The organism is Bartonella sp. W8122 (genome assembly GCF_016102485.1).
In the GTDB taxonomy this organism is placed as follows: domain Bacteria; phylum Pseudomonadota; class Alphaproteobacteria; order Rhizobiales; family Rhizobiaceae; genus Bartonella; species Bartonella apihabitans.
In genome coordinates, this window is sequence record NZ_JACFOO010000001.1 from 611,857 (window position 1) to 635,845 (window position 23,989).

The 23,989-nt window shown below is 47.8% G+C and carries 18 protein-coding genes, 1 other RNA gene and 2 pseudogenes; 11 read left to right on the forward strand and 10 right to left on the reverse strand.

Features of this window, described 5'->3' with window-relative positions; genetic code table 11:
• Nucleotide 1: 1 nt before the first annotated feature.
• The 5 genes and pseudogenes from nusA to truB all read left to right on the forward strand — a co-directional run bounded on the left by nusA (nt 2) and on the right by truB (nt 6,479).
• Nucleotides 2-1,645, forward strand: a complete 1,644-nt coding sequence (nusA, locus tag H3S83_RS02720) for a transcription termination factor NusA (protein WP_198225362.1) — start codon at nt 2-4, stop codon at nt 1,643-1,645.
• Between the two features lie 17 nt (nt 1,646-1,662).
• Nucleotides 1,663-2,296, forward strand: a pseudogene (locus H3S83_RS02725) (RNA-binding protein).
• On the forward strand, nt 2,293-4,926 hold the full coding sequence (infB, locus tag H3S83_RS02730) for a translation initiation factor IF-2 (protein WP_198238840.1): 2,634 nt from the start codon (nt 2,293-2,295) through the stop codon (nt 4,924-4,926). Before H3S83_RS02725 ends, infB begins: the two are co-directional and overlap by 4 nt.
• A gap of 185 nt (nt 4,927-5,111) precedes the next feature.
• Nucleotides 5,112-5,510 carry a 30S ribosome-binding factor RbfA gene (gene rbfA / locus H3S83_RS02735; protein WP_077973407.1) on the forward strand — a complete coding sequence of 133 codons (399 nt, stop codon included), beginning with the start codon at nt 5,112-5,114 and terminating at the stop codon, nt 5,508-5,510.
• A gap of 6 nt (nt 5,511-5,516) precedes the next feature.
• Nucleotides 5,517-6,479 (forward strand): tRNA pseudouridine(55) synthase TruB, encoded by a 963-nt coding sequence (truB, locus tag H3S83_RS02740; RefSeq protein ID WP_198225360.1) that lies wholly within the window; start codon nt 5,517-5,519, stop codon nt 6,477-6,479.
• A 567-nt stretch (nt 6,480-7,046) separates the two neighbouring features.
• On the opposite strand, the gene H3S83_RS02745 is transcribed toward truB, so the two are convergent.
• Complete coding sequence (locus H3S83_RS02745) at nt 7,047-8,678, reverse strand: MFS transporter (protein ID WP_078038953.1); 1,632 nt, start codon at nt 8,676-8,678, stop codon at nt 7,047-7,049.
• A 531-nt stretch (nt 8,679-9,209) separates the two neighbouring features.
• On the opposite strand from H3S83_RS02745, the gene rpsO reads away from it, so the two are divergent.
• The 4 genes and pseudogenes from rpsO (at nt 9,210) to H3S83_RS02765 (ending at nt 13,620) form a co-directional block, all read left to right on the forward strand.
• A complete protein-coding gene (gene rpsO, locus H3S83_RS02750; RefSeq protein ID WP_077970147.1) occupies nt 9,210-9,479 on the forward strand; it encodes a 30S ribosomal protein S15 in 270 nt (89 codons plus the stop codon).
• A 207-nt stretch (nt 9,480-9,686) separates the two neighbouring features.
• Nucleotides 9,687-11,822, forward strand: a pseudogene (gene pnp, locus H3S83_RS02755) (polyribonucleotide nucleotidyltransferase); the annotation flags it as partial.
• Between the two features lie 555 nt (nt 11,823-12,377).
• Nucleotides 12,378-13,379, forward strand: a complete 1,002-nt coding sequence (locus tag H3S83_RS02760; protein ID WP_198238841.1) for a class I SAM-dependent methyltransferase — start codon at nt 12,378-12,380, stop codon at nt 13,377-13,379.
• An 85-nt stretch (nt 13,380-13,464) separates the two neighbouring features.
• Nucleotides 13,465-13,620: a hypothetical protein gene (locus tag H3S83_RS02765; protein ID WP_198238842.1), complete on the forward strand. Its 156-nt coding sequence runs from the start codon at nt 13,465-13,467 to the stop codon at nt 13,618-13,620.
• A gap of 288 nt (nt 13,621-13,908) precedes the next feature.
• Here the strand turns inward: H3S83_RS02765 and fabI are convergent, their stop codons facing one another.
• The 3 genes from fabI to fabA form a co-directional block, all read right to left on the reverse strand.
• Nucleotides 13,909-14,727, reverse strand: coding sequence for an enoyl-ACP reductase FabI (gene fabI / locus H3S83_RS02770; RefSeq protein ID WP_077970157.1), 819 nt, complete (start codon nt 14,725-14,727; stop codon nt 13,909-13,911).
• A 47-nt stretch (nt 14,728-14,774) separates the two neighbouring features.
• Entirely contained in the window at nt 14,775-15,995 is a 1,221-nt protein-coding gene (gene fabB / locus H3S83_RS02775) for a beta-ketoacyl-ACP synthase I (protein WP_077970159.1), read from the reverse strand.
• A gap of 61 nt (nt 15,996-16,056) precedes the next feature.
• Nucleotides 16,057-16,566 (reverse strand): 3-hydroxyacyl-[acyl-carrier-protein] dehydratase FabA, encoded by a 510-nt coding sequence (fabA, locus tag H3S83_RS02780; RefSeq protein ID WP_077970160.1) that lies wholly within the window; start codon nt 16,564-16,566, stop codon nt 16,057-16,059.
• 284 nt (nt 16,567-16,850) lie between these two features.
• Here fabA and irrA point away from each other — a divergent pair, with 284 nt between their 5' ends.
• A complete protein-coding gene (gene irrA, locus H3S83_RS02785) occupies nt 16,851-17,276 on the forward strand; it encodes an iron response transcriptional regulator IrrA (RefSeq protein ID WP_198225356.1) in 426 nt (141 codons plus the stop codon).
• A gap of 335 nt (nt 17,277-17,611) precedes the next feature.
• Here the strand turns inward: irrA and H3S83_RS02790 are convergent, their stop codons facing one another.
• The 6 genes from H3S83_RS02790 to ffs all read right to left on the reverse strand — a co-directional run bounded on the left by H3S83_RS02790 (nt 17,612) and on the right by ffs (nt 23,510).
• On the reverse strand, nt 17,612-18,589 hold the full coding sequence (locus H3S83_RS02790) for a cation diffusion facilitator family transporter (protein WP_198238843.1): 978 nt from the start codon (nt 18,587-18,589) through the stop codon (nt 17,612-17,614).
• Nucleotides 18,590-19,834: a lytic murein transglycosylase gene (locus tag H3S83_RS02795; RefSeq protein ID WP_198238844.1), complete on the reverse strand. Its 1,245-nt coding sequence runs from the start codon at nt 19,832-19,834 to the stop codon at nt 18,590-18,592.
• A 3-nt stretch (nt 19,835-19,837) separates the two neighbouring features.
• Nucleotides 19,838-20,443 carry a recombination mediator RecR gene (recR, locus tag H3S83_RS02800; protein WP_077970172.1) on the reverse strand — a complete coding sequence of 202 codons (606 nt, stop codon included), beginning with the start codon at nt 20,441-20,443 and terminating at the stop codon, nt 19,838-19,840.
• Nucleotides 20,444-20,892: 449 nt separating this feature from the next.
• Nucleotides 20,893-21,216 carry a YbaB/EbfC family nucleoid-associated protein gene (locus tag H3S83_RS02805; protein ID WP_077970174.1) on the reverse strand — a complete coding sequence of 108 codons (324 nt, stop codon included), beginning with the start codon at nt 21,214-21,216 and terminating at the stop codon, nt 20,893-20,895.
• 5 nt (nt 21,217-21,221) lie between these two features.
• Nucleotides 21,222-23,222 (reverse strand): DNA polymerase III subunit gamma/tau, encoded by a 2,001-nt coding sequence (locus H3S83_RS02810; protein ID WP_198238845.1) that lies wholly within the window; start codon nt 23,220-23,222, stop codon nt 21,222-21,224.
• Nucleotides 23,223-23,412: 190 nt separating this feature from the next.
• An RNA gene (ffs, locus tag H3S83_RS02815) (signal recognition particle sRNA small type) lies at nt 23,413-23,510 on the reverse strand.
• 68 nt (nt 23,511-23,578) lie between these two features.
• Here ffs and H3S83_RS02820 point away from each other — a divergent pair.
• Nucleotides 23,579-23,989 carry an HIT family protein gene (locus H3S83_RS02820; RefSeq protein WP_246741704.1) on the forward strand — a complete coding sequence of 137 codons (411 nt, stop codon included), beginning with the start codon at nt 23,579-23,581 and terminating at the stop codon, nt 23,987-23,989.

The following is a 23,989-nucleotide window of genomic DNA, read 5'->3' on the forward strand; positions in this document are numbered from 1 at the left end:
AATGGCTATAAGCGCTAATAGGCTTGAACTTCTGCAAATTGCAGATGCCGTAGCCCGCGAAAAGTCGATTGACCGTGAAATCGTTATTTCTGCCATGGCTGACGCCATCCAGAAGGCTGCCCGGTCACGCTATGGTCAGGAAACCAATATCCGCGCAGATATCAATTCCAAAACCGGCGAAATCAAGTTGCAGCGTTTGCTGGAAGTTGTCGACACGGTTGACGATTATGCAACACAGATTTCTCTGGAAGATGCAAAAAAACGCAAACCCGATGCAGAGATTGGTGACTTTCTGTCGGATCCGCTACCGCCAATGGAATTCGGGCGCATTGCTGCCCAGTCAGCCAAACAGGTCATCGTCCAGAAAGTGCGCGAGGCCGAGCGCGATCACCAATATGAAGAATATAAAGACAAGGTTGGCGAGATCGTTTCCGGCACGGTCAAGCGCGTAGAATATGGCAATGTCATTGTCGATCTTGGACGAGGTGAGGCAATCGTCCGTCGTGACGAACTCATTCCGCGCGAGTCGTTCCGTTATGGCGATCGTATTCGCGCCTATGTCTATGATGTCCGGCGCGAACAACGCGGGCCGCAAATTTTCCTTTCGCGTACCCATCCGCAATTTATGGCCAAACTTTTCACCATGGAAGTTCCGGAAATTTATGACGGGATTATCGAGATCAAGTCGGTTGCACGCGATCCCGGTTCACGTGCGAAGATTGCTGTCGTCTCGCGCGATGGCTCGATTGATCCGGTTGGCGCCTGCGTTGGTATGCGTGGTAGCCGCGTTCAGGCTGTTGTCAACGAGCTTCAGGGTGAAAAGATCGATATTATTCCGTGGTCTCCCGATGCGGCAACATTTATTGTCAATGCATTGCAGCCGGCAGAAGTGGCCAAAGTGGTTCTTGATGAAGATGCAGAACGTATCGAAGTTGTTGTGCCTGATGACCAGCTTAGCCTTGCAATCGGACGGCGTGGTCAAAATGTCCGTCTTGCTTCGCAACTCACTGGCTGGGATATTGATATCCTCACTGAACAGGAAGAATCCGAAAATCGGCAGAAGGAATTTGCAAAACGCAGCAAATTGTTCATGGAAGCTCTGGATGTTGACGAGATGGTTGCACAAGTTCTTGCTTCCGAAGGTTTTGCTTCAATCGAAGAAATTGCCTATGTCGATCCGGACGAAATCAGCTCGATTGAAGGCTTTGATGAAGAAACCGCTTCCGAAATCCAGCAGCGTGCAAAAGATTATATCGACAAGCAGGAAGCCGAACTCGACAAGAAACGTAAAAAACTCGGTGTTTCCGATGAATTGCGTGAATTGCCGGGGATGACAACTGCGATGATGGTTGCCGTCGGTGAGGATGGTGTCAAGACAATTGAAGACTTCGCCGGTTATGCGGTTGATGATCTTGCCGGTTGGCGCGAACGTAAAGATGGCGAAACACAGAATTTTGCCGGCGTTTTTACGCCGTTCGACATAAGCCGTGCCGATGCCGAGGCTATGGTTGTCGCTGCTCGTCTGAAAGCTGGCTGGATAACTGAAGAAGATCTTCATAACCAAGATCAGGAACAGACAGAAGAACAGGCAGAAACACCGGTAGATGCCGAAAAAACTGCGGAAACAGAAACACCGGCTGAATAGGAAAGATGGGCTGATTGATGAATGATCGTACATGTATCCTGACAAGAAAAAGTGGTGATGCACAAGAGCTTATCCGCTTTGTTGCCGGACCGGACGGTCATCTTGTGCCCGATATAAAAGCCAACTTGCCGGGGCGGGGAGCATGGATTTCCGCCTCCCGATCTGTCCTTGAAGATGCAATCAGGCGTAAGGCTTTTACACATAGCCTGAAGACTGATATTATCGTAGATCAGGGGCTTGTCGAACTTGTAGACAGACTGCTGGTCAAGGCGGCACTCGGTCGTCTTGCTTTGGCTCGAAAGGCCGGTGCAGTTGTAACCGGTGCGACAAAGGTCGAACAGGCAATACGTTCGGGGGAAGCATGTCTTGTTTTACACTCGAAAGAAGCGGCTTTTGATGGTAAACGCAAGATCGAACAGGCAATCTACTCGGTCAGACGACCGGATAAGCCAGACATTCCGGTTGTAACTTTATTCAACAGTGATGAAATGGGTGTGGCTTTTGGTGATAATCCTGTGGTACATGCTGCATTATTGAATTCGAAGCTTGCACAGGGATTCATGAAAACGGTGCAAAAACTTGTCGCCTACCGCGATGGTAAGCACTAGGCCGGAAAAGAAGACGGTAGAAGCCGTGAAGGAAACGGAATGACGGAAAACAATAACGACAAGAAAACAGCCAAGAAAACGCTGACCTTAAAACGCCCCGGGGTTGAAACCAGCACAGTCAAGCAAAATTTCAGCCATGGTCGCACAAAGGCGGTCGTTGTCGAAACGAAACGGCGAAAAATCACCCGTCCGGACGAAAAGGTGGAAGTCAAGCACGTTGTGACCAAGCCACGCGTTGCCCAGACAACAAAACCGCGTACTGAAACACCGCCGAAAGTTTCTGTTCACCACCCCCATAGCAACCTTTCATCGGCTGAAATGGAAGCACGTATGCGGGCTCTTGAGGAAGCACGGCTTCACGCTGAAGAAGAACATAAACGCGAAGAAGAAGAACATAAACGCGCTGCAGAAGAAGCAAAGCGTCGTCAGGTGGAAGAAGCCAAACGCGCCAAAGAGCGCGAAGAGCTTTTACGCAAACAGGCTGAAGAAGACGCCAAAGCCCGCGCTGCCCACGAGGCTGAAAAGGCCGAAGGACACAAGCCCGAAGTTAAAAGGCACGAAGTTCATAAGGTCAAAGAAGGTTACCGTCCAAAGACCGATAAACAGGCAGCCAATCGCCCGATTGAAATTGATATTGCTCCCGTTACCAAACAACGCGCAGCCGCTCCTGCTGCAAAACGCAATATTGTTGATGATGACGAGGATGATCGTCGTTCGCGTCGTGGCGGTGGTAATAAATCCGAAGTACGCGCTCCCAAAGCAGTGAAAGGTGGTGATGAACGTCGCCGCAGCAAACTGACATTGAATAGTGCGCTTGACGAGGAAGGCAATTCGCGCGGCCGCTCGATGGCTGCTATGCGTCGGCGTCAGGAAAAATTCAAACGCTCGCAAATTCAGGAACCGCGTGAAAAGATTTCTCGCGAGGTAACAATTCCTGAAACCATTACTATTCAGGAACTCGCCCAACGTATGACCGAACGGTCTGTCGACGTCATCAAATATCTGATGAAACAGGGTCAGATGTTGAAGCCCGGTGATGTCATTGATGCCGATATGGCGCAATTGATTGCCGAAGAATTCGGCCATACGGTAAAACGCGTTGCAGAATCGGATGTTGAAGAAGGTCTCTTCAATGTTCCGGATGATCCGGCAAAACTGAAACCGCGTCCACCGGTCGTCACAATTATGGGCCACGTTGACCACGGCAAGACATCGCTTCTTGATGCCATACGCCATGCCAATGTTGTCGCCGGTGAAGCGGGTGGTATCACCCAGCATATCGGTGCCTATCAGGTTGAACAAAAGGGACAGAAGATAACCTTTATCGATACACCGGGACATGCGGCCTTTACGGCTATGCGTGCCCGTGGTGCGCAGGTGACCGATATTGCGGTTCTGGTTGTTGCAGCCGACGACAGTGTCATGCCGCAAACGATTGAATCTATTCACCATGCAAAAGCTGCCGGTGTGCCGATTATTGTTGCTATCAACAAGATTGATAAGCCGGCTGCCGACCCCCAAAAGGTTAGAACCGAACTCTTGCAACATGAAGTATTTGTCGAAAGCATGGGTGGTGATACGCTGGAAGTCGAGGTTTCGGCAAAAACCGGCAAGAATATCGACAAGCTTCTTGAAGCAATTCTGCTGCAGGCGGAAATTCTCGACTTGAAAGCCGATCCTGATCGTACTGCTGAAGGTGTTGTTATCGAAGCGCAGCTCGATCGCGGTCGCGGTGCTGTTGCAACGGTACTTATCCAGAAAGGAACATTGCATCCTTCCGATATTATCGTTGCCGGTAACGAGTGGGGTCGAGTTCGGGCCCTTATCAATGACCGTGGCGCCCATATCAAAGCGGCAACCCCGTCAATGCCGGTCGAAGTTCTCGGTATGCAAGGCACACCGCAGGCCGGTGACCGTTTTGCAGTCGTGGCCAATGAAGCACAGGCTCGCGAGATTGCCGAATATCGTCAACGTCTTGCCCGTGAGAAGGCGGTCGCGCGGCAGGCAGGCTCGCGCGGTTCTCTTGAACAGATGATGAACCGGATGCAGACAAGCGGCATGAAAGAATTTCCGCTGGTCATCAAAGGGGATGTTCAGGGCTCTGTCGAAGCGATTACGTCAGCACTTGAAAAACTCGGCAATGACGAAGTGCGCGCCCATATCGTCCATGCCGCTCCCGGCGGTATTACGGAAAGCGATGTATCATTGGCTGCAGCATCGAACGCCGCCATTATCGGCTTCAACGTTCGTGCCAATAGTCAGGCACGTGATGCAGCCGAAGCCCAAGGCATCGAAATTCGTTACTACAATATCATTTATGATCTTGTTGACGATGTGAAGGCAGCAATGTCGGGTATGTTGACGCCGGAACGCCGCGAAACTTTCCTTGGCAATGCCGAGATTATCGAAGTCTTCCACATTTCCAAGGTTGGAAAGGTCGCAGGTTGCCGTGTTACCGAAGGCAAGATGGAGCGCGGCGAGGGTGTACGCCTTATCCGTGATCATGTTGTTGTCCATGAAGGCAAGCTCAAGACCTTGAAACGCTTCAAAGACGAGGTTGCCGAAGTTCCTGCCGGTCAGGAATGCGGTATGGCCTTCGAGAATTATGATGATATACGCGTTGGAGATATTATCGAAGCGTTCCGCGTTGAAACCATTAAACGCTCGCTCTAATTCAATACATGTTTGGCCATATTATTCAATGATATGGCCAAACGGAAAATCCCGTCTGATGAACGAAAGTCGCGCCGGTTTTCAAGCGGTGGTTGACCGCTTTATTCTGTTGCAAATTGATCGTTTTGAAAGATTTCGGGATATCGATTGACAAATATGTGCCTGAAAAATCGAAGGTAATCGTTATGAAACATGCTGGTCCATCTCAAAGGCAATTGCGTGTCGGTGAACAGGTTCGCCATGCTCTTGCTTCCATATTCCAGCGGGGAGTTATTCTGGATCCGGTGCTTGATGGTGTGGTGCTCAGTGCAACCGAGGTGAGAATGTCGCCGGATTTACGCGTTGCAACCTGTTTTGTTGCGCCACTTGCCGATGCAGATCCGGAAGAGGTGGTAAAAGCGCTCAATCATCATGCAAGATTTATTCGTGGCGAGTTGGGGCCCGAGTTGCGGCAATTGAGATATATGCCGGAATTCCGTTTCAAGGTGGATACGAGTTTTGACAATTTTGCAAAAATCGATGCCTTGTTGCACTCGCCGGAAGTGGCCCGCGATCTTCATCACGATGACGAGGAAAAGGAATAGAATTTTATGGCGCGTCAGCGAAAGAAAAAGGGTCGTCCGGTTTCGGGCTGGGTTATTCTCGATAAGCCGGAGGGCATGGGGTCGACCGAGGCTGTTTCAAAGATCAAATGGCTGTTTCAGGCGGAAAAAGCCGGTCACGCCGGAACCCTTGACCCGCTTGCTTCGGGCATGTTGCCAATTGCCTTGGGAGAAGCCACGAAAACTGTTCCCTATGTTGTCGATGGTACAAAAGTTTATCGCTTTACAGTTGCCTGGGGTGAAGAACACAATACCGATGATATGGAAGGCGTCGTGACAAAAACGTCCACCAAGCGCCCGGGTAAAGACGAAATAATATCGATTTTACCTCATTATATTGGCACAATTCTTCAAACCCCGCCGCAATTTTCCGCCATCAAGATTGATGGCAATCGTGCTTATGATCTGGCACGGGAAGGTGAAAAAATCGAAATTCCGCCACGTGAAGTTGAAATCGATAGCCTCGAACTCATTGATATGACACCGGAAGGCCATGCGATTTTCGAGGTGGAGTGTGGTAAAGGGACTTATGTCCGTGCTCTTGCCCGCGATATGGGAAGAGAACTTGGATGCTATGGCTATATTGCCAATTTGCGTCGTATCGAAGTTTCGCCTTTTGTCGAAGATGATTTTGTGAGCCTTGAAGATTTGGAAGACGCCGCGCCGGAAAGAGGCGAGGCCGACGAGAATGGCATTTATCCGCCATGCGATTTTTCCGCACTTGACGAACTTCTGATCGAAACCGGTGCGGCGCTCGAATTTCTGCCGCAATATCCGTTAAGCGACGAGCAGGCTTATCGTGTGCGAATGGGAAACCCGGTTTTAATGCGTGGACGAGGTGCCCCCGTTGACGAAGATGAGGTTTGTGCGACGTATAAGGGTAAATTATTGGCAATCGGCATGATCGAAAAAGGCCAGTTCAAGCCCAAGCGCGTTTTCACAACCGGCTGATTTGAGCACTAAAAGGCCTGAAGATTGCTGTTTGCCTTTCTCCCATTCAATGAGGTTTTATAGAGAAGCTGAATTTTTTAGCGATAATACCTGATTTTGTGGGGGGCGGTGAACAGCGATTATCCAGCTTGTTGCAAGTCGCACACTCGAGTTTGTTGTAGCTTCAGTTAGTTCGGCACCCGCTTTCTATTTCACAATTGATATTGTGCTCATATATCGGCTTGCCAAACGCGATTTTACCTTCAAACAATTTCTATTTTGAAAGAATTAATAAGCTGCTCTGAAAGTGGATCAGCAAACGACCTGAACCGGAATTATCAAGCGAGTCAAAAATTTAGCACCGATAGTCAAAACATTATTTTGAAAAAATCCGGCCCGTTGACAGTTTGCTCCGTCTTTATCGGAGTATTGTTTTAAATGACGGATGGGATTGGCAAATATGTCTCCCAGTCCGACATTCCGGCGTCGGCTTTTTATGAAGCCGGATATGGAGGGTAGAATAGGTTATATGTCGCTTGAACCGTTTATTGGAAAGCGCAATTGCCTATTCTCTCACCCTATATCAGCCTAGTGCAGATGGTGGGCGGAATGCTTGACTTGTATCTGGTCAGCTTCCGGCACTGTGTGACGTTCAATCATCCTGTGCACTCGCAAGCCTTCGGGAATTTGGCTAAGCTGGCGTAATTTTTCTGTCACGTCGGCATCGGCTTTGGTGCGGCGGCGATTGTGCCGCAAATAATCCACCCATGTCGGCATATGATAGGTTTCAACCCAGCGATTAGGATGCTCGAGATCGCGCAACAGTGTCCATTGTCTGGCACCGTCACGCAATCGGATACGCCTCCTCAACGACATTGTTTTGAGAAATTCTGCTAGATCTTCGTCTTTAATCTCGTAATCGATCAGAACCATAATCGGGCCGCTTCTTGCCTGAAGATCAAGATGCAATTCCGGTTCGCGAAATTGGTCAAGTGGATCCAGATTGATGCTCGGTATTTCAAAGATGGTAAATTTCAGTCCCATCAATGCACCCACAATAAGGAATGCAGCGCATATATAAAGCGCTATGACAGGTGAATAACTGTCAGCCAAGCTTCCCCATAACCAGCTTCCGACGGCCATACCGCCAAAAGATGATGTCTGATAGAGAGCCAAAGCGCGTGAAACAACCCAACGTGGCGTTGATAATTGCACCGAAACATTGAAGAGCGAAAGCGCCAGAACCCAGCACATACCGGCCGGAAAAAGCACAATATGAGCAATGATTGACGAGTCACTCAAAGCGAGCAGAAGGCAAGACAAGGCATAACCGACAAATGAACCGGCAACGATAGCTTCCGAGGAAAAGCGCCGTCTGACCCAGGAATTGATAATGCCGGCAGCAATTGCTCCTACTCCGAAAGAACCGAGCAATGTCCCGTAAATGAGCGCTCCGCCATCAAGTTTTTCGTGGGCAATAATGGGAAGAAGAGCCAGAACCGATATGGCACCAAGGCCGAACATGAACGCCCGCGTCATGATGTTTAGAAGATGCGGCGACATCAAAACATAGCGTAATCCGTCAGACATTGCTGCAACGAGTCTTTCGCGCGGCAAACCGTTATTTGCGTAATCGGGTTTCCAGAAAAACAGGGCGCCAAGAAGCGGAATATAGCTGAAGGCATTGACGACAAAAGCGGCCGCTCCGCCAAAGGCGGCAACAATTGCACCGCCAGTTGCAGGCCCGACGCTGCGCATCAAATTGAAGCCCACACTATTTAAAGTCACTGCTGCGGAAATATCTTCGCGTGGCACGATGTCGCCAACAGTCGCTTGCCAAGGGGGATTATAAAGCGCGGAGCCACAGCCGATCAGAAATGTGAAGGCGAGCAAAAGCCAAGGCGTCAGAAGACCGAAACAGGTGAGAACCGCAAGGAGAACCGAAACCGCCATCATCAACAATTGCGCGGTAATCATGATCTGTCGACGGTTGAAATTATCGGCAAGGGCACCGGCGAGAAGCGAAAATATCACAACTGGTAAGGTGTTGGCACCCTGAACAAGTCCCACCATTGAATGGGAGGTGCTGATTAATGTCATAATCCAGCCAGCACCGACTGTCTGGATAAGCCCGCCAAGATTGGACACAAGTGTCGCCGCCCACAGGCTTCGAAAAGCATGGCTTTTGAATGGCGCAAGTGTCGAGCTTTTTTGTTGCATCGGGTTCCGGAACAAAGCTAATTTTCGTTTCAATCTAGGCGACGGCAGTAAAAGCCGCAAGCCTGATATGGGGGGTTGCGCGACTGCACTGTGAAAATCCACACATCTATTTCAGATAATATATCTGTTTTTGATAATATTCGTTGATGGGCACGGTTAAAAAGAAAAGTAGCAACCCGAGAACGTAAATGTTTGATTTTCATCAACATATTTGAATTATATTTTGTATATCCGTCATTACGGATAGCAATTTTTTAAAAGAATTAGAAAGAAATATCGTTTCATAAATAGTTTCATTACCTATTCTTGTGTTTTTAATGTTTATTGACAAAAACCTGCTGATAAAGAAAAGTTCAAGAAAAATAGTCGAAAACTTTATCAAGCGAATAGCAGGGCTGGTAATTAACGCATAATTCCTATATATGAAGCGGACGTGCAGGTGTTTTTGCATTTGCCGTTTCATCGACCCTAGCTGGACGACATCCCGGCCGGGGCGTCTTTTATGTCCCATTTTTTTGAAAGGATGAACCGATGTCGATTACTGCTGAACGTAAACAGGCTTTGATCAAAGAATATGCAACCAAGGAAGGCGATACAGGTTCGCCGGAAGTGCAGGTTGCTATTTTGTCAGAACGTATTGCCAATTTGACCGAGCATTTCAAAACCCACAAAAAGGATAACCATTCCCGCCGTGGTCTTTTGAAACTTGTTTCCCAACGTCGTCGTCTTCTCGATTACCTGAACGGTGTCGATGAAAAACGTTATCAGACGTTGATTTCCAAGCTCGGCTTGCGTCGCTAAACAATCAAGGCGGGAAATCATAAGGTTTCCCGCCTTTCAATTTCTACAACTTGAAAAAGTCGCAGAAATCGAGGAACCGTCATGGGGCAGGATTGCCAGCCGCATCGGGAAAACATCGGATGCGCCTCGTTGTCTTGCCCATGACATGACTAAAGAACTGGACCGTTGAAAGGAATTTGTCCTCTCACGGTTAATCAAGGACAAGAAATGTTTTTTAACACTCACAAAGTAGAGATTGACTGGGCAGGTCGCCCGTTAACTCTTGAAACAGGAAAAATTGCCCGTCAGGCTGATGGTGCAGTTATGGCAACCTATGGCGAAACAATCGTTCTCGCCACTGTGGTTTCCGAAAAGGAACCCAAGCCCGGACAGGATTTTTTCCCGCTCACCGTCAACTATCAGGAAAAGACTTATGCAGCCGGTAAAATACCGGGAGGCTATTTCAAGCGCGAAGGTCGTCCGAGCGAAGGTGAAACATTGATTTCACGTTTGATCGACCGTCCGATCCGCCCGCTTTTTGCAGAAGGCTACAAAAACGAAACGCAGGTCATCATCACCGTTTTGCAGCATGACCTTGAAAACAACCCCGACATTTTGTCGATGGTTGCAGCTTCTGCTGCTTTGACCCTTTCGGGTGTTCCGTTCATGGGGCCGATTGGTGGCGCACGTGTTGGCTATATTAATGGCAAATATGTGTTGAACCCGAACATTGATGAAATGCCGGAATCAAAGCTTGATCTCGTCGTTGCTGGCACATCCGACGCTGTTTTGATGGTTGAATCGGAAGCGCAGGAACTTAGCGAAGATGTGATGCTCGGCGCTGTCATTTTCGGTCATAACGGCTTCAAACCGGTCATTGATGCAATTATCAAACTCGCTGAAGTTGCCGCCAAGGAGCCGCGCGAATTTGCTCCGGAAGATTTGAGTGCTTTGGAAAAGAAGATGCTCAAATTTGCCGAAAAGGATTTGCGCAAGGCCTATCAGCTTACTGACAAACAGGAGCGTTATGCCGCTGTTGATGCAGTCAAAGCCAAGGTTGACGCAAAATTCATGCCGGAAGGCGAAGAAGAACCGGAATATAATGCGGAAGAAATCGCAACTGTCTTCAAACATTTGCAGGCAAAAATCGTTCGCTGGAATATTCTTGATAATGGTAGCCGTATTGATGGTCGCGATTTGAAAACAGTCCGCCCGATCTATACGGAAGTCGGCATTTTGCCGCGCACGCACGGTTCGGCATTGTTTACCCGTGGCGAAACACAGGCCGTCGTTGTTGCAACGTTGGGAACCGGTGAAGACGAACAATATATCGATTCGCTCACCGGAATGTACAAGGAAACCTTCCTTCTCCATTACAACTTCCCGCCATTTTCGGTTGGTGAAACCGGCCGTATCGGTTCTCCGGGACGCCGTGAAATCGGCCATGGAAAGCTCGCATGGCGCGCAATTCACCCGATGCTTCCCTCTCAGGAAAGTTTCCCTTACACAATCCGTGCCGTTTCGGAAATTACCGAGTCTAACGGCTCGTCATCCATGGCAACCGTTTGCGGTACATCCTTGGCATTGATGGATGCCGGTGTTCCGCTGCAACATCCTGTTGCCGGTATTGCTATGGGGCTTATCAAGGAAGGTGACCGTTATGCGATCCTTTCCGATATTCTCGGTGATGAAGACCATCTTGGCGATATGGATTTCAAGGTTGCCGGTACAGAAAATGGTGTCACTGCCTTGCAGATGGATATCAAGATCAACGGCATTACCGAAGACATTATGAAGGTGGCTCTCGGACAGGCCAAAGAGGGCCGTATCCACATTCTGGGTGAAATGGCCAAAGCTTTGACCGGAGCACGTGCCGAATTGGGTGAATATGCTCCGCGTATCGAGATGATGAATATTCCGGTCGACAAGATCCGCGATGTTATCGGTTCCGGCGGCAAGGTTATCCGCGAGATTACCGAGCAGACCGGTGCCAAGATCAATATCGAAGATGACGGCACGATCAAAATTGCATCTTCCGATGCCAAAACAATCGAAGCTGCAAAACGTTGGATCCATTCCATCGTCGACGAGCCGGAAGTTGGCCAGATCTATCAAGGTACTGTTGTGAAGACAGCCGATTTTGGCGCTTTCGTCAATTTCTTCGGTCCTCGTGACGGTCTGGTTCACATTTCCCAATTGGCTCCCGAACGCGTCAACAAGACGACAGATGTCGTCAAGGAAGGCCAGAAAGTTTGGGTCAAGCTCATGGGATTTGACGAACGTGGAAAAGTCCGCCTGTCGATGAAAGTTGTCGATCAGGAAACCGGACAGGAAATTCCGCGTGAAGAAGCCCCGAAGTCTGAAGATGCCGACCATGCCGAAAAACATGGAAAGCATGAAAAGGGCGAAAAGCACCACGAAGACAATGCTGAAAAGGGCGAGAAGGATGAAAAATCCGATAAGCCCGAAAAGAAACATCGTCGTAAGAAGAATGCTGATAAAGACAAAGAATAGTCTTTGAAACAATGTTTTATGGAAAAAGCCGCTCATGACGAGCGGCTTTTTTTTGGCAATAGAAAACGAATGAAATCAAGGTAAAACCAAGGAAATCAAGGGAATTAAAATGAGGCCTCTTTTCTTTTTATGACCGGTTTCAAATGAAAGAAATTGGCCCGCAAGTCCGATTATTTTTTCAAAAACGGTTCATTCAAAAGTGATCCTTGCATAAAATAGTTTTTTTGATACGAAACATCTTCAAAGGCTTCGCGGCGGAAAACAAATGTCTATTGCCGCAAATCGTGGGTCCGAATATTGTTCGGGCTTCGTTTTCAATTTTAAAATTGCGCCTTCCTCAGCATAACGATAAAGGAACAACAATGCGGGCTTGTTAAAAAGCCTCCTTAAAAAAGCGAGTTCAAAATGTCGGTTTTTTTGCCCTTTTACGAGAATGCTCTCGACCATCCACATCCGGAAAGTTTGTGGTGCGCATTCGGTTTGACAGAAAAACCGGAACAGGATTGGGTCAAATTACTCGAAATTATCCAGCCTTGGCGGGCAGATTTTTTAACGCTTCAACAGGCGGGCTTTCAATGCTTGCCTGAATTGCTCGATAAAGCAAAGAAGTTTTCCGGTGGTCTCCTTGAGCTTAACAAGCATAAAAAACTGAACCAGAACCGGTTTCTCGCCCTTTTGCGTGTGGTGAAAGCCGGTGGCACAATTATTGTCAGTGGCGATAAATTGTCCGGCGCCCAATCCTTTTTGAAATGGGTAAAGTCTATTGTTCCGGTAACACAAAAGCTTTCAAAAGCGCATGGCATTGTTTTCTGGTTGACTGTGCCGGAAGAGCTGGATGAAAAATTGCTGGAAACGCTTCAACAGCTTCCGCAGAGTTTTGAAAATACCTTCACAACACAGGCAGGCATGTTTTCAAACGGGCGCATTGACCAAGGTTCGCAAATGTTGGTCAAACATATGGAGAGAGTTGTGTTTGGCAAAACGGCCGATTTTGGTGCCGGCTGGGGCTTTCTTTCCTATGAAGCGATAAAACAGGCAAAAAAGCTTGCCGAGCTTGATCTTTATGAGGCCGATTATAATTCACTGGAAGCGGCGAAAACACATATAGGCAGCCTTCACACGTCCCTTAAGGTCGATTATTTATGGCAGGATATTACACGCGAGCCGATAGATCGGATTTATGATACAATCCTGTCGAACCCTCCATTTCATGACGGGCGCGCGGCAGATGTCTCATTGGGGCAAAAATTCATAAGTGTTGCAGCGCAAAGGTTGAAACCCGGTGGTTGCTTTCTCATGGTAGCCAATCGGCAATTACCCTATGAAACGACTTTGCAAAAATGTTTCCGAAAAGTACTACTCCTTGAAGAGCAGAGCGGCTTCAAAGTGATTGAAGCGCGCAAATGACGTTTATGAAAAGGGTTTAAAGAGGCGGGTGAAAAGACTTCGTAAACGTGTTTGATTATTTGTCGGAACTATCCGGAGTGCCGATTTGGTAATAAGTCGGGAAAAAGCAAATCCACTTCGCCACAAGACAAAATGGCAAATAGAAACGCGTATCAAAAAACGCGAATTTGCCATCATAGACATACGGTCATTGACAGATTTGAAAATGAAGCCGAACGGCATTGTCAGCTGGCGCGGGTAATCAATAGGATAGGCGATCGCGTTCTAACGGATTTTAGCTTCAAGGCTGTATTTTGATAAATTGGGGAACGGGCTCGAAGTTAAATGCGGCAATCAATGCCCGTAAATACGAGTATAAAGGTGTCTTACCGCACTGGTGTGACGGTTCTCTGCTATCAAGGAATCAATCTTGTCAAGGAGGGGCAGAAAGCCAGACCAATTAATAAAATGCAAGAACCAGCATCGACAAGAAAACGGCAGTGGCAAAAGCAAATCCCACCAATCGACCTGAAATGAAACGCGGCGAAAATTATTCGCCGCGTGATTCGTCACTGTCTTTGAGCTCTTCCAGTATCGGCATGGACATAATATTATAGCCGCAATCGACATAATGAATGTCACCGGTCACACCGGAAGCCAAATCGGATAACAGATAAAGTGCCGATTTGCCGATTTCATTAATATCAACTGTGCGACGCAAAGGTGCATTGCGCTTCTGGTAAGAGAAAATCGCACGCGCCGCTCCAATACCATTGCCGGCAAGTGTGCGAACAGGACCCGCAGAAATTGCATTGACACGGATATTCTGCGGTCCGAAATCGGCCGCCAAATAGCGCACCATGGCTTCGAGTGCGGCTTTCGCAACGCCCATAACATTGTAATTCGGAACAACATGCTGGGACGCACCATAGGTCAATGTCAGCAATGCGCCACCGTTAGGCATCAGCCTTCCTGCGCGCTGGGCAATTTCGGTAAAGGAAAATGCAGAAATAACCATTGTGCGGCTGAAATTTTCCCGTGTTGTCACATCGACATAGCGTCCTTTAAGCTGCGATTTGTCCGAGAAACCGATCGCATGAACGACAAAGTCGAGTGTGCCCCATTCTTTTTCCAGTCGATTGAAAACAGCATCGACCGAATCGATATTTTCAACATCGCATTCAAGCAAAAGCTTGGATCCGAGTTTTTCTGCCAAGGGGTGGACACGCTTTCCAAATGCATCTCCTTGATAGGTAAAAGCCAGTTCAGCCCCCGCTTTTGCGAGCTGACATGCTATTCCCCAGGCGATTGAATGGTCGTTCGCGACGCCCATTATGAGGCCGCGCTTGCCCTTCATCAAACCTTCCATCATATTCTCCGTAAGCCTGTGGCACTCTCGTAGCGAAAGTGTCCGGTTTATTCGTAACGCTGGAAAACCAGCGTTGCATTGGTTCCGCCAAAGCCGAAAGTATTTGACAGGACTGTGTTCAGTTTTTGGTTATCAAGACGTTTGCGTACAATCGGCATATCCGCAAACGCCGGATCAAGCTCATCAATATGAGCACTTTCACAGATGAAATTATTTTTCATCATAAGAAGGGAATAAATTGCTTCCTGCACACCGGCAGCTCCAAGCGAATGGCCGGTCAGCGATTTTGTTGCCGAAATCGGCGGGCACGAATCACCCGAGCCGAAAATCTTTCTGATCGCTTCTATTTCCGGTGGATCGCCAACAGGTGTGGATGTGGCATGGGGATTAATGTAGTCAATTTTATTTTTGACAGTCGATAAAGCCATGCGCATGCAGCGCTCGGCCCCTTCACCGGAGGGAGCGACCATATCGTAACCATCGGATGTTGCACCATATCCGACAATCTCGGCATATATTTTTGCACCACGTGCTTTGGCAACTTCCAGCTCTTCAAGCACCAGAACGCCGGCGCCTCCGGCAATGACAAAACCGTCACGGCCGGCATCATAGGCACGTGAAGCACTTTCAGGCGTTGCATTGCGTTTACTCGACATTGCCCCCATCGCATCAAAGAGCACCGACAATGTCCAATCAAGATCTTCGCAACCACCGGCAAAAACACGATCCTGCTTGCCAAACTGGATAAGTTCATAGGCATTACCAATGCAATGGTTGGATGTCGCGCAGGCGGATGAAATCGAATAGTTCACGCCTTTGATCTTGAAAAAAGTCGCCAATGTTGCCGATGCAGTCGAACTCATCGCTTTTGGCACAGCAAAAGGACCAACGCGTTTGGGGCCTTTTTGGCGGGCAATGTCGGCCGAGTCTACGATTGTCCGCGTTGAAGGCCCGCCGGAGCCCATAATAATACCGGTTTTCGGATTGGAAACTTCGTCGGATGAAAGCCCTGCATCGGCAATTGCCTGATCCATAGCGATATGGTTCCAAGCAGTTCCCCGCCCGTGAAAACGCATGGCACGCCGGTCAACCAGTGCCTCAATGTCAATCTGCGGCATGCCGTAGACCTGGCTGCGGAAGCCCAGATCTGCATATTCTTGCGAAAAACTGATACCGGATTTCGCTTCGCGCAAACTATTGAGGACAGCTTCAGGGTTATTCCCGATTGATGAGACAATTCCCATACCGGTTACAACTACTCGACGCATCAGTATCTCCTTGGGTTCATATAGAACTGGCCTCTATCGCCCTTCCTATTTGAAAGAATACTCACTCTTCCTTGAATAAGGCTACACGCAAATCGGCTGCCTTATAAATTATTTCACCATCAGCTTTGACAAAGCCATCGGCAATACCGAGAACGAGCCGACCACGCATGACACGCTTGAAATCAATTCCATATTCGACAAGTTTTGTCTTCGGGGTAACCATTCCGGAAAATTTCACTTCTCCTGTTGATATCGCACGTCCCTTGCCGGGTTCGCCCAGCCAACCGAGGAAAAAACCGGTGAGTTGCCATAAAGCATCAAGCCCCAAACAGCCAGGCATGACCGGATCACCAATAAAATGGCAGGCAAAAAACCATAAATCCGGTGTGATATCGAATTCGGCACGAATCAGACCTTTGTCGTGTTCACCGCCATTTTCACTGATTTCGGTAATACGGTTGAACATCAACATTGGCGGAGCCGGCAATTGTGCATTGCCTTTTCCGAACATTTCACCGCGTGCGCAGCTTAAAAGCTCTTCATACGTGTAGCTAGACTTTTGTTCAGCCATTGTTACTCCATCCGTCAGCACTTTATAACTCTTAGCGCTTTTTTACGACATACTCTTAGAGCATATTCAACAATGTTTAAACCGCTTTTCGACAGTTTTTGATGACAAATCGTGATCTCGGTCAATTTTATTTGCGATATTAATGTTAATAAGCCGGTAGAAGTGGGGAAAAACGCGGTTTTAAAGGTGATGACAATATTCAAGTATACTTGATTGCAAATGCTTTTCAGTATATATAATTTAGTCGGAATTGGTGGGAAACATCAAACAACGCGGAAAAAATAGTGATTTATCATTCGCCGGTAGAATTGGAAAAACGCTTACGCGAAAAAGGATTGCGGCCAACACGGCAACGCATGGCTTTGGCTGATCTATTATTCTCCAAAGGAAACCGTCATATTGCCGCTGAAGAATTGCATGAGGAAGCGGTGAAGGCTTCGATTCCGGTTTCTCTGGCAACAGTCTACAATACGCTTCATCAGTTTACCGAGGCAGGGCTTTTGCGGATTATCGCCGTTGAAGGTTCGAAAACTTGGTTCGACACCAATACATCCGATCACCATCACTTCTTTCTGGAAGGCGAGAACGAGATTGTGGATATTCCTTCGGGCCCCGAAGGAAAACCGATTGTCGGCAATTTGCCCGAACCACCGGAAGGCATGGAGATTTCCCATGTCGATCTTATCGTAAGATTGCGCCAGAAAGATTAAGCCGGATAGACGGTCAAAGACTATCTTTTCGAATTATATTTACTGCAGAAATTCTGGTAACATGAACCGGAACTTTCGAACTGCTAAAAGCATATTCTGGCAGCACGCGCAGGCATAAAACAGTGCGGGTTTTGTTAAGTGCCGGTTTTGTTAAAGGCGGACGGCAGCGGTTTTCACTGTTCTTTTGAATGCTCATATCCTGTTCGACAAAATAGCCGAGTATGTCGGACAGATGAGGATTATTATATTATTGAATTCATAGTAATTTTTTAAAATTTTATTTTGTCGGATTAAAACCGGAAAGATCGGCTTTGTAGAGGCGGTGGGGCTGTTTTCTACTCTTCATCGCTATCATTATTGTCTTCGTGGTTTGCTTCGATTTTTTCCCGTCTTCTCGCCCAGATACCGGCTGTTTGCGGCTTTACGAAAAAACCCACCACTTCCGGTCTTGCAATCGCCAAATTCCTTTCAATACGAAGTACGCATTCTTCTATCTTTGGTGCGGTCAGTTTGTCTTCGAATTCGAGACTGACATTGACGACCACCTGATTGGGACCCATTTGCTGGGTAATAATTCCGTTGACTTTCTGCACATCGGGGTCGGCTGATACAATGTTGAAAATTGCTTTTTGCACCTCGGGAAGGGCAGCCTCGCCAAGCAGCAATCCTTTACATTCGCGTGCAAGAAAAATTGCAGTGACAGCAAGGATGACGGAAATTCCAAGCGAAGCGATACCATCAAAAATAAAATTGCCGGTAAGAATTGAAGCGGTAATGCCGCTTAAAGCAATCGCGATACCTAAAAGTGCTGCACTATCTTCGAAAAGAATGGAAAAAACAGTCGGATCCTTGGAACGGTGAACAGCAGCAAGATAGCCAAGTTTACCTTTTGTGCGGCGGAAATGTCGCAAAGCCAAAAGCCAGGACGTTCCTTCAAAAAACACCGATAGACCCAAGACAATATAGTTGACGGTTACATTATGGATTTCCGCAGGGTTGAGAACGTGTAAAACACCTTCAAAAAAGGATACGCCGGCACCCAATGCAAAGACCAGCAAGGCAACAATAAAACTCCAGAAATAAAGCTCCCGTCCGTGGCCGAAAGGATGCACACGATCAGGTGGAATGGATGCACGCTTGAGACCGTGCAATAATAATAATTCATTGCCGGTGTCGACAATCGAATGCACACCTTCTGACAACATAGCCGAAGAACCGGTGAAAGAAGCGGCAACAAATTTGGTAAGCGCAATGAGAAGATTGCCTGCAAGCGCCGCATAGATGACTGTTTTGGAACCGGAATGTGATGCCATTTAGCGAATATCCGCAATTAAAGAACGACTCGGAAAACAGGTCGGCTTCTGTCCGTGTTTTTGCTGCCATAAGCCAATTGAACGGCGGGTTTTGAAACCTGCAAAACCATCGGCTTTGCCGATATCATATCCTTGCGATTGCAATTTTGTTTGCAAGTTCAAAACGTCCGATTGATAAAGCTCGTCAATTTTTTGCCATGGCTCGATAAAGCCACGTTTTCCCTCAATTCCGTCAGAGACTGTAGCGATAAAAAGCGCATAAAGGTCGCTCATATTATAGGATTTCAACACATAGAAATTGTCGGTTACAAGAAAGGCTGGTCCCAGACGTCCCTCCGGCATCAGGAGATAGAGCGGACGACTTTTATCAAGCGCGGGGACATTTTTATCGGACTGCGGTAACACGCCGAGCTTTTGCCATTCGCTTAACATTTTCCCCTGATCGGGCCCTTCCAGAAAACAGCCGACAGTTTCGGGAACTTTAACTTCATAGCCCCAACCGGCATTCGCCCTGTAACCGTTAAGCTTCAAGTAGTTTGCAATAGATGCGAGTGTATCGGGTGTTGATGTCCAGATATTACGATGGCCATCACCATCAAAATCGACAGCATATTTCAAATAGGATGTTGGCATGAATTGCGGTTGGCCTAACGCACCCGCCCATGAACTTTTCATGGAAGCCGCATCCATATAATGGTCCTGTACAATCGTCAAGGCAGCGATAAGCTCGGTTTTGAACATGTCTTTTCGTGTGCTCATAAACGCTTTGGTTGCGAGAACTTCAAAAGCATTATAGGGAATTTTGACACTACCATAATTGGTTTCTCGTCCCCATATGGCAAGTGCAATTGAGGCCGGAACGCCATATTGTTTTTCTATTTTTTTTAAAGCTCCACGATTTTCTGACAATTGTGTTTTGCCGTCACTAACAAGGCGAGCAAGTGTTTTTGCCGAAAAATAATTGGCCGGTGCGCTGAATTCCGCCTGATGTTGGCGCCTTTGCGCTTTCGGTTTTTCTCCCGGAATCACAAGGTCGGGTAATGCGAGATTGGGCACGACTGTGGAGAGGGCTTCAGAAAATGTTCCTGCCGAAATTCCTGATTTGAGAGCCTCTTTATAAAAGTCCTTGTTAAGCCAATCGGTAAATTGCCCGTTGATCGCGTCCCGATCAATGGCTACGGCATTTGCCACCAAAGCAGCAAAGAGAAGGATAAATGCTGTAAAAAAACGGAGCGTTTTCAACATTCTTCAAAGACTCGTCCTTGCTCGTAACGCCGCAGCCAAAGTACCGTCATCAAGATAATCAAGTTCACCGCCAACAGGAACGCCATGTGCCAAACGCGTAATTTTTACCGGATAGGGATGAAGCTGGTCAGTGAGATAATGGGCTGTTGTCTGGCCTTCAATTGTCGCATTGACCGCAAGTATCACTTCCTTGACATTGCCTTCGGCCACACGGTTGACAAGACCTGCAATGTTAAGATCATCCGGTCCGATGCCATCAAGAGGCGAAAGGTGCCCGCCCAGAACATGATATTTGACCTGCATGGTGCCCGCCCGTTCCAGCGCCCAAAGATCGGAGACATCTTCGACAACAATGATTGTGGATTGATCGCGCCTCGGGTCGGTGCAAACTGAACAGGGGTCGGACGTATCCACATTACCGCAGACAGAACAGATACGTATCTTTTCGGCAGCATCCTGCATGGCAAGGCCTAGCGGCTTCAATAAAGCTTCTTTTTTCTTGATCAGGAAAAGTGCAGCCCGTCTTGCCGAACGTGGCCCGAGACCGGGAACACGTGCAAGAAGTTGGATGAGCTTTTCTATTTCTGGACCCGCGAGATGTTTAGACATGGATGAACTCTTTTAAAAATATATATGCAAACTTCCGGAAAATACCAGTTGTTGAGTGAAACCGGTAAATCGGGCTCTTTTTTGATAGGAAGAGCGGGAAGGAATGGCGGAAAACAAGGAACGTTTAATTAAAGTAATTGCTTCAAGCAATTTTTCTTCACGCCATTTCTTGATTACGTTTCGACAGCATGATTATCTACTTCAATTCCCCCCTTTGTGAAAAACGCAAAAGCATTTTCATGCAAGATACACTCATTCACATATCAAGCCGCAAGACATGAAGTACAGGGTTGTAACGGAAGAATTGAAGTCTGGCAGCTATTTGACAGGCCGTTTACCGGCTATGGTTGGTTCACCGAAAACAAAAGCCGTTGTTCTTTTAATAAAACAAAGCTTTTGTGATGGCTTCTATTTGTCTTCATCTCTCGGCGAGAATCGACGCAAATATATCAGAACGGCAGTTTGAAACCGGGAGGGATTGGTAGGCCGGCAGTAATTTCTTTGGTTTTTTCAGCCATTGTATTTTCAATTTTTGCTTTGGCTTCATTATGGGCAGCCATAATCAGGTCTTCGAGAATTTCAACCTCATCAGCTTTTACCAGTGAAGGATCAATCTTGATTGCAGAAATGGTTCCCTGACCGGTCAAAGTCACGCTGACCAGACCACCGCCGGATGTTCCCGTTTCCTGAATATTTGCCATTTCATCCTGCATGGCCTGCATTTTTGCCTGCATTTCTTTGGCTTTTTTCATCATACCCATCATGTCACGCATGGGATTTACTCTCCTTGGTCATTTTCGTCGTCTTCACCAGTCATATCGTCATTATTGGTCAAATCAAGGCCATCGTCGGATTTGTTGACACGCACATCGACAATTTTTGAACCGGGGAAATATCTCAAAATCTTGGCAATATCGGGGTCGGCTTCGGCATCGGATAGAAGTGCCTGATGGGCTTTCTCGTCCTCTTCACGCAAAGTTAATCCGCCGCCTTCGTTGACGACCGTTACTGTCCAGCGTTCGCCTGTCCATTCTCGGAGCATTTTTGCTATGTCATGAGCAAAAAAACGTGGCATACCTTCGGCAGGTTCAAACTCGATACGGCCTTGGCGGAACGAAACTGGACGCACAAATTCCTTGACCAGCAGTTTGAACTGCATGTCATTATGTTTGTCGGCAAGATCGACAACATCCTGCAAGGAATGAAGAATAACCTTGTTTACTTCCGGCTCGCTGTTCTTTTCGGCTGTTTCGTTATTTTTTGCGGTGTCTTGTAAAGCCTGTTCGTCCGGCTCCAAAGCGGCCGAAGACGTGCTCACCAATTGCATGGTTGGCGCTTTTTGCGGGGAAGAACTTTGCAAATTCCCCTGTTCCGTCCGCGTATTATTGTGAGCGCTATTGTCACTCTCTGCACGGGCAGTTTCATGACTTTCGGTTTGGTTGGCATTGCTATGGCTAGTTGAATTATCCGCCAAGGTATTTTCTTGTGCGGATTTTTGTTCAGAAATGTTTTTTCCAGAATTGGCACTACTTTTTCCAGAATCAACATTCACACCATGCGAATCATCTGCAGCTTTTCCTACATCGGAACTTTGCGGAAGCTTGATGGCAGGCTTTCCCTCGCCAAGGGCTTTCAGCGCCTCGTCAAGCGTTGGCAAATCGGCAGCATGTGTGAGGCGGATCAGAAGCATTTCTGCAGCGTCAATCGGGCTTGCAGCCGAATCGACCTCTTGTGTGCCTTTGAGAAGCATTTGCCAAGTGCTCGAGAGAACGCGCACGGACAGTTTTTTGGAAAAATCAAGTCCGCGTTCCCGCTCTTCCTCGACAAGCGAAATATCATCGGCAATTTCGGGTGTAAAACGCAGTCTCGTCACCAGATGGTTGAAATCGGCAAGCTCGTTCAAAATGACAAGCGGGTCGGCACCACCGTCATATTGATCACGAAATTCTTTCAAAGCGCCGGCAACATCGCCTTTCATAATCATTTCAAAAAGGTCGATAATGCGGGTGCGATCGGCAAGCCCCAACATAGTGCGGACAGATTCGGCATCAACCTTGCCACCACCATGGGCAATGGCCTGATCAAGAATCGAAAGCGCATCGCGAACGGAACCTTCTCCGGCACGGGCAATCATGGCAAGAGCACTGTCTTCGGCCTCGATTTTTTCAAGATCGGAGATTTTTCTCAAATGTGCCGCCAGAACATTCGAATCAACCCGCCGCAAATTATAGCGTTGGCAACGCGACAAGACAGTCACCGGAACTTTGCGGATTTCTGTTGTGGCAAAAATAAATTTTACATGCGGCGGTGGTTCTTCCAATGTTTTTAACAGACCATTGAAGGCCTGTGTCGAAAGCATATGGACTTCGTCGATAATATAGACTTTGAAACGGGCAGCAACCGGACGATAGCGAACCTGTTCGATGATTTCTCTTATGTCATCAATGCCGGTATGGGATGCCGCATCCATTTCGATCACGTCGACGTGCCGGCCTTCCATAATGGCTTTACAATGCTCGCCAAGCTTATCCATATGGATTGTCGGTTTATCGATTGTGTCGGTCTTGTAATTGAGTGCACGTGCAAGAATGCGGGCTGTCGTGGTTTTTCCTACACCACGAACGCCTGTCAACATCCATGCCTGCGGTATCCGTCCACTATCGAATGCGTTTGTAAGTGTGCGCACCATCGGCTCCTGACCGATAAGGTCGGAAAAATTTTGCGGCCGATATTTTCGGGCGAGAACGCGATAACCTGTCTCTGCCTCAGTGCTTTCCATGTGTTCTTCCAGTTTCCGAAATGTGATTTTCCTGAATGTGAACTTTGACGACGTCTGCGTCAACCAATTGTGTTGAATATAGGATTTCAGGTGGGGATTTTCGACAGTTCAGGCAATTTTTCACAATGCCATTGCCCGAATTTTCCAATAAACAAGACGTGACCTGAATAAGATGTGATTGGTATAATGAGTGGGAGGCTGGCACTGTGACCCGTGCCGAAGCTCGTTAGGGCTGCTTCCTTCCGGACCTGACCCGGTTGGCGAGTGGCTCGTCCACCACCAACCTCCCGGCGTTGATATCGCTAATTTGAAACAAAAAAGCAAGTCGTGAAACGAAAAACATGGAGATAAATACGTTGCAACAGCCATTTAAACTTGATCCACGTTTGGAAAAAGACAGTTTTTTCATTGTCGAGCTTGCCTTATCCGATGTCCGGCTCATGAATGATTCCCGTTGGCCATGGCTCGTCGTCGTCCCCCGCATTGCCGGAGCAGAAGAAATACATCATCTTTCCGTTGATGATGAACAGGTCCTTGTTGCCGAAATGAACGAGGTTGCCGTAGCACTTGAAGCCATCACCGGATGCGATAAAGTTAACACAGCCGCTATCGGCAATATCGTGCGACAACTCCATGTGCATATTATTGCCCGTAACGAAGGCGATATAAATTGGCCGAAAACGGTCTGGGGATACGGAGAACCCGTTCCCTATAGCGATGAAGCCGCTCGCAAGCTTATTCGTAAGCTGCAACTGAGGCTCGATTGA

What these genes read in the sequence shown, in the direction of transcription:
- nusA (WP_198225362.1), top strand. Translation starts at nt 2, where the DNA reads ATGGCTATAAGCGCTAATAGGCTTGAACTTCTGCAAATTGCAGATGCC.
- infB (WP_198238840.1), top strand. Translation starts at nt 2,293, where the DNA reads ATGACGGAAAACAATAACGACAAGAAAACAGCCAAGAAAACGCTGACC.
- rbfA (WP_077973407.1), top strand. Translation starts at nt 5,112, where the DNA reads ATGAAACATGCTGGTCCATCTCAAAGGCAATTGCGTGTCGGTGAACAG.
- truB (WP_198225360.1), top strand. Translation starts at nt 5,517, where the DNA reads ATGGCGCGTCAGCGAAAGAAAAAGGGTCGTCCGGTTTCGGGCTGGGTT.
- H3S83_RS02745 (WP_078038953.1), bottom strand. Translation starts at nt 8,678, where the DNA reads ATGCAACAAAAAAGCTCGACACTTGCGCCATTCAAAAGCCATGCTTTT.
- rpsO (WP_077970147.1), top strand. Translation starts at nt 9,210, where the DNA reads ATGTCGATTACTGCTGAACGTAAACAGGCTTTGATCAAAGAATATGCA.
- H3S83_RS02760 (WP_198238841.1), top strand. Translation starts at nt 12,378, where the DNA reads ATGTCGGTTTTTTTGCCCTTTTACGAGAATGCTCTCGACCATCCACAT.
- fabI (WP_077970157.1), bottom strand. Translation starts at nt 14,727, where the DNA reads ATGGAAGGTTTGATGAAGGGCAAGCGCGGCCTCATAATGGGCGTCGCG.
- fabB (WP_077970159.1), bottom strand. Translation starts at nt 15,995, where the DNA reads ATGCGTCGAGTAGTTGTAACCGGTATGGGAATTGTCTCATCAATCGGG.
- fabA (WP_077970160.1), bottom strand. Translation starts at nt 16,566, where the DNA reads ATGGCTGAACAAAAGTCTAGCTACACGTATGAAGAGCTTTTAAGCTGC.
- H3S83_RS02790 (WP_198238843.1), bottom strand. Translation starts at nt 18,589, where the DNA reads ATGGCATCACATTCCGGTTCCAAAACAGTCATCTATGCGGCGCTTGCA.
- H3S83_RS02795 (WP_198238844.1), bottom strand. Translation starts at nt 19,834, where the DNA reads ATGTTGAAAACGCTCCGTTTTTTTACAGCATTTATCCTTCTCTTTGCT.
- recR (WP_077970172.1), bottom strand. Translation starts at nt 20,443, where the DNA reads ATGTCTAAACATCTCGCGGGTCCAGAAATAGAAAAGCTCATCCAACTT.
- H3S83_RS02805 (WP_077970174.1), bottom strand. Translation starts at nt 21,216, where the DNA reads ATGCGTGACATGATGGGTATGATGAAAAAAGCCAAAGAAATGCAGGCA.
- H3S83_RS02810 (WP_198238845.1), bottom strand. Translation starts at nt 23,222, where the DNA reads ATGGAAAGCACTGAGGCAGAGACAGGTTATCGCGTTCTCGCCCGAAAA.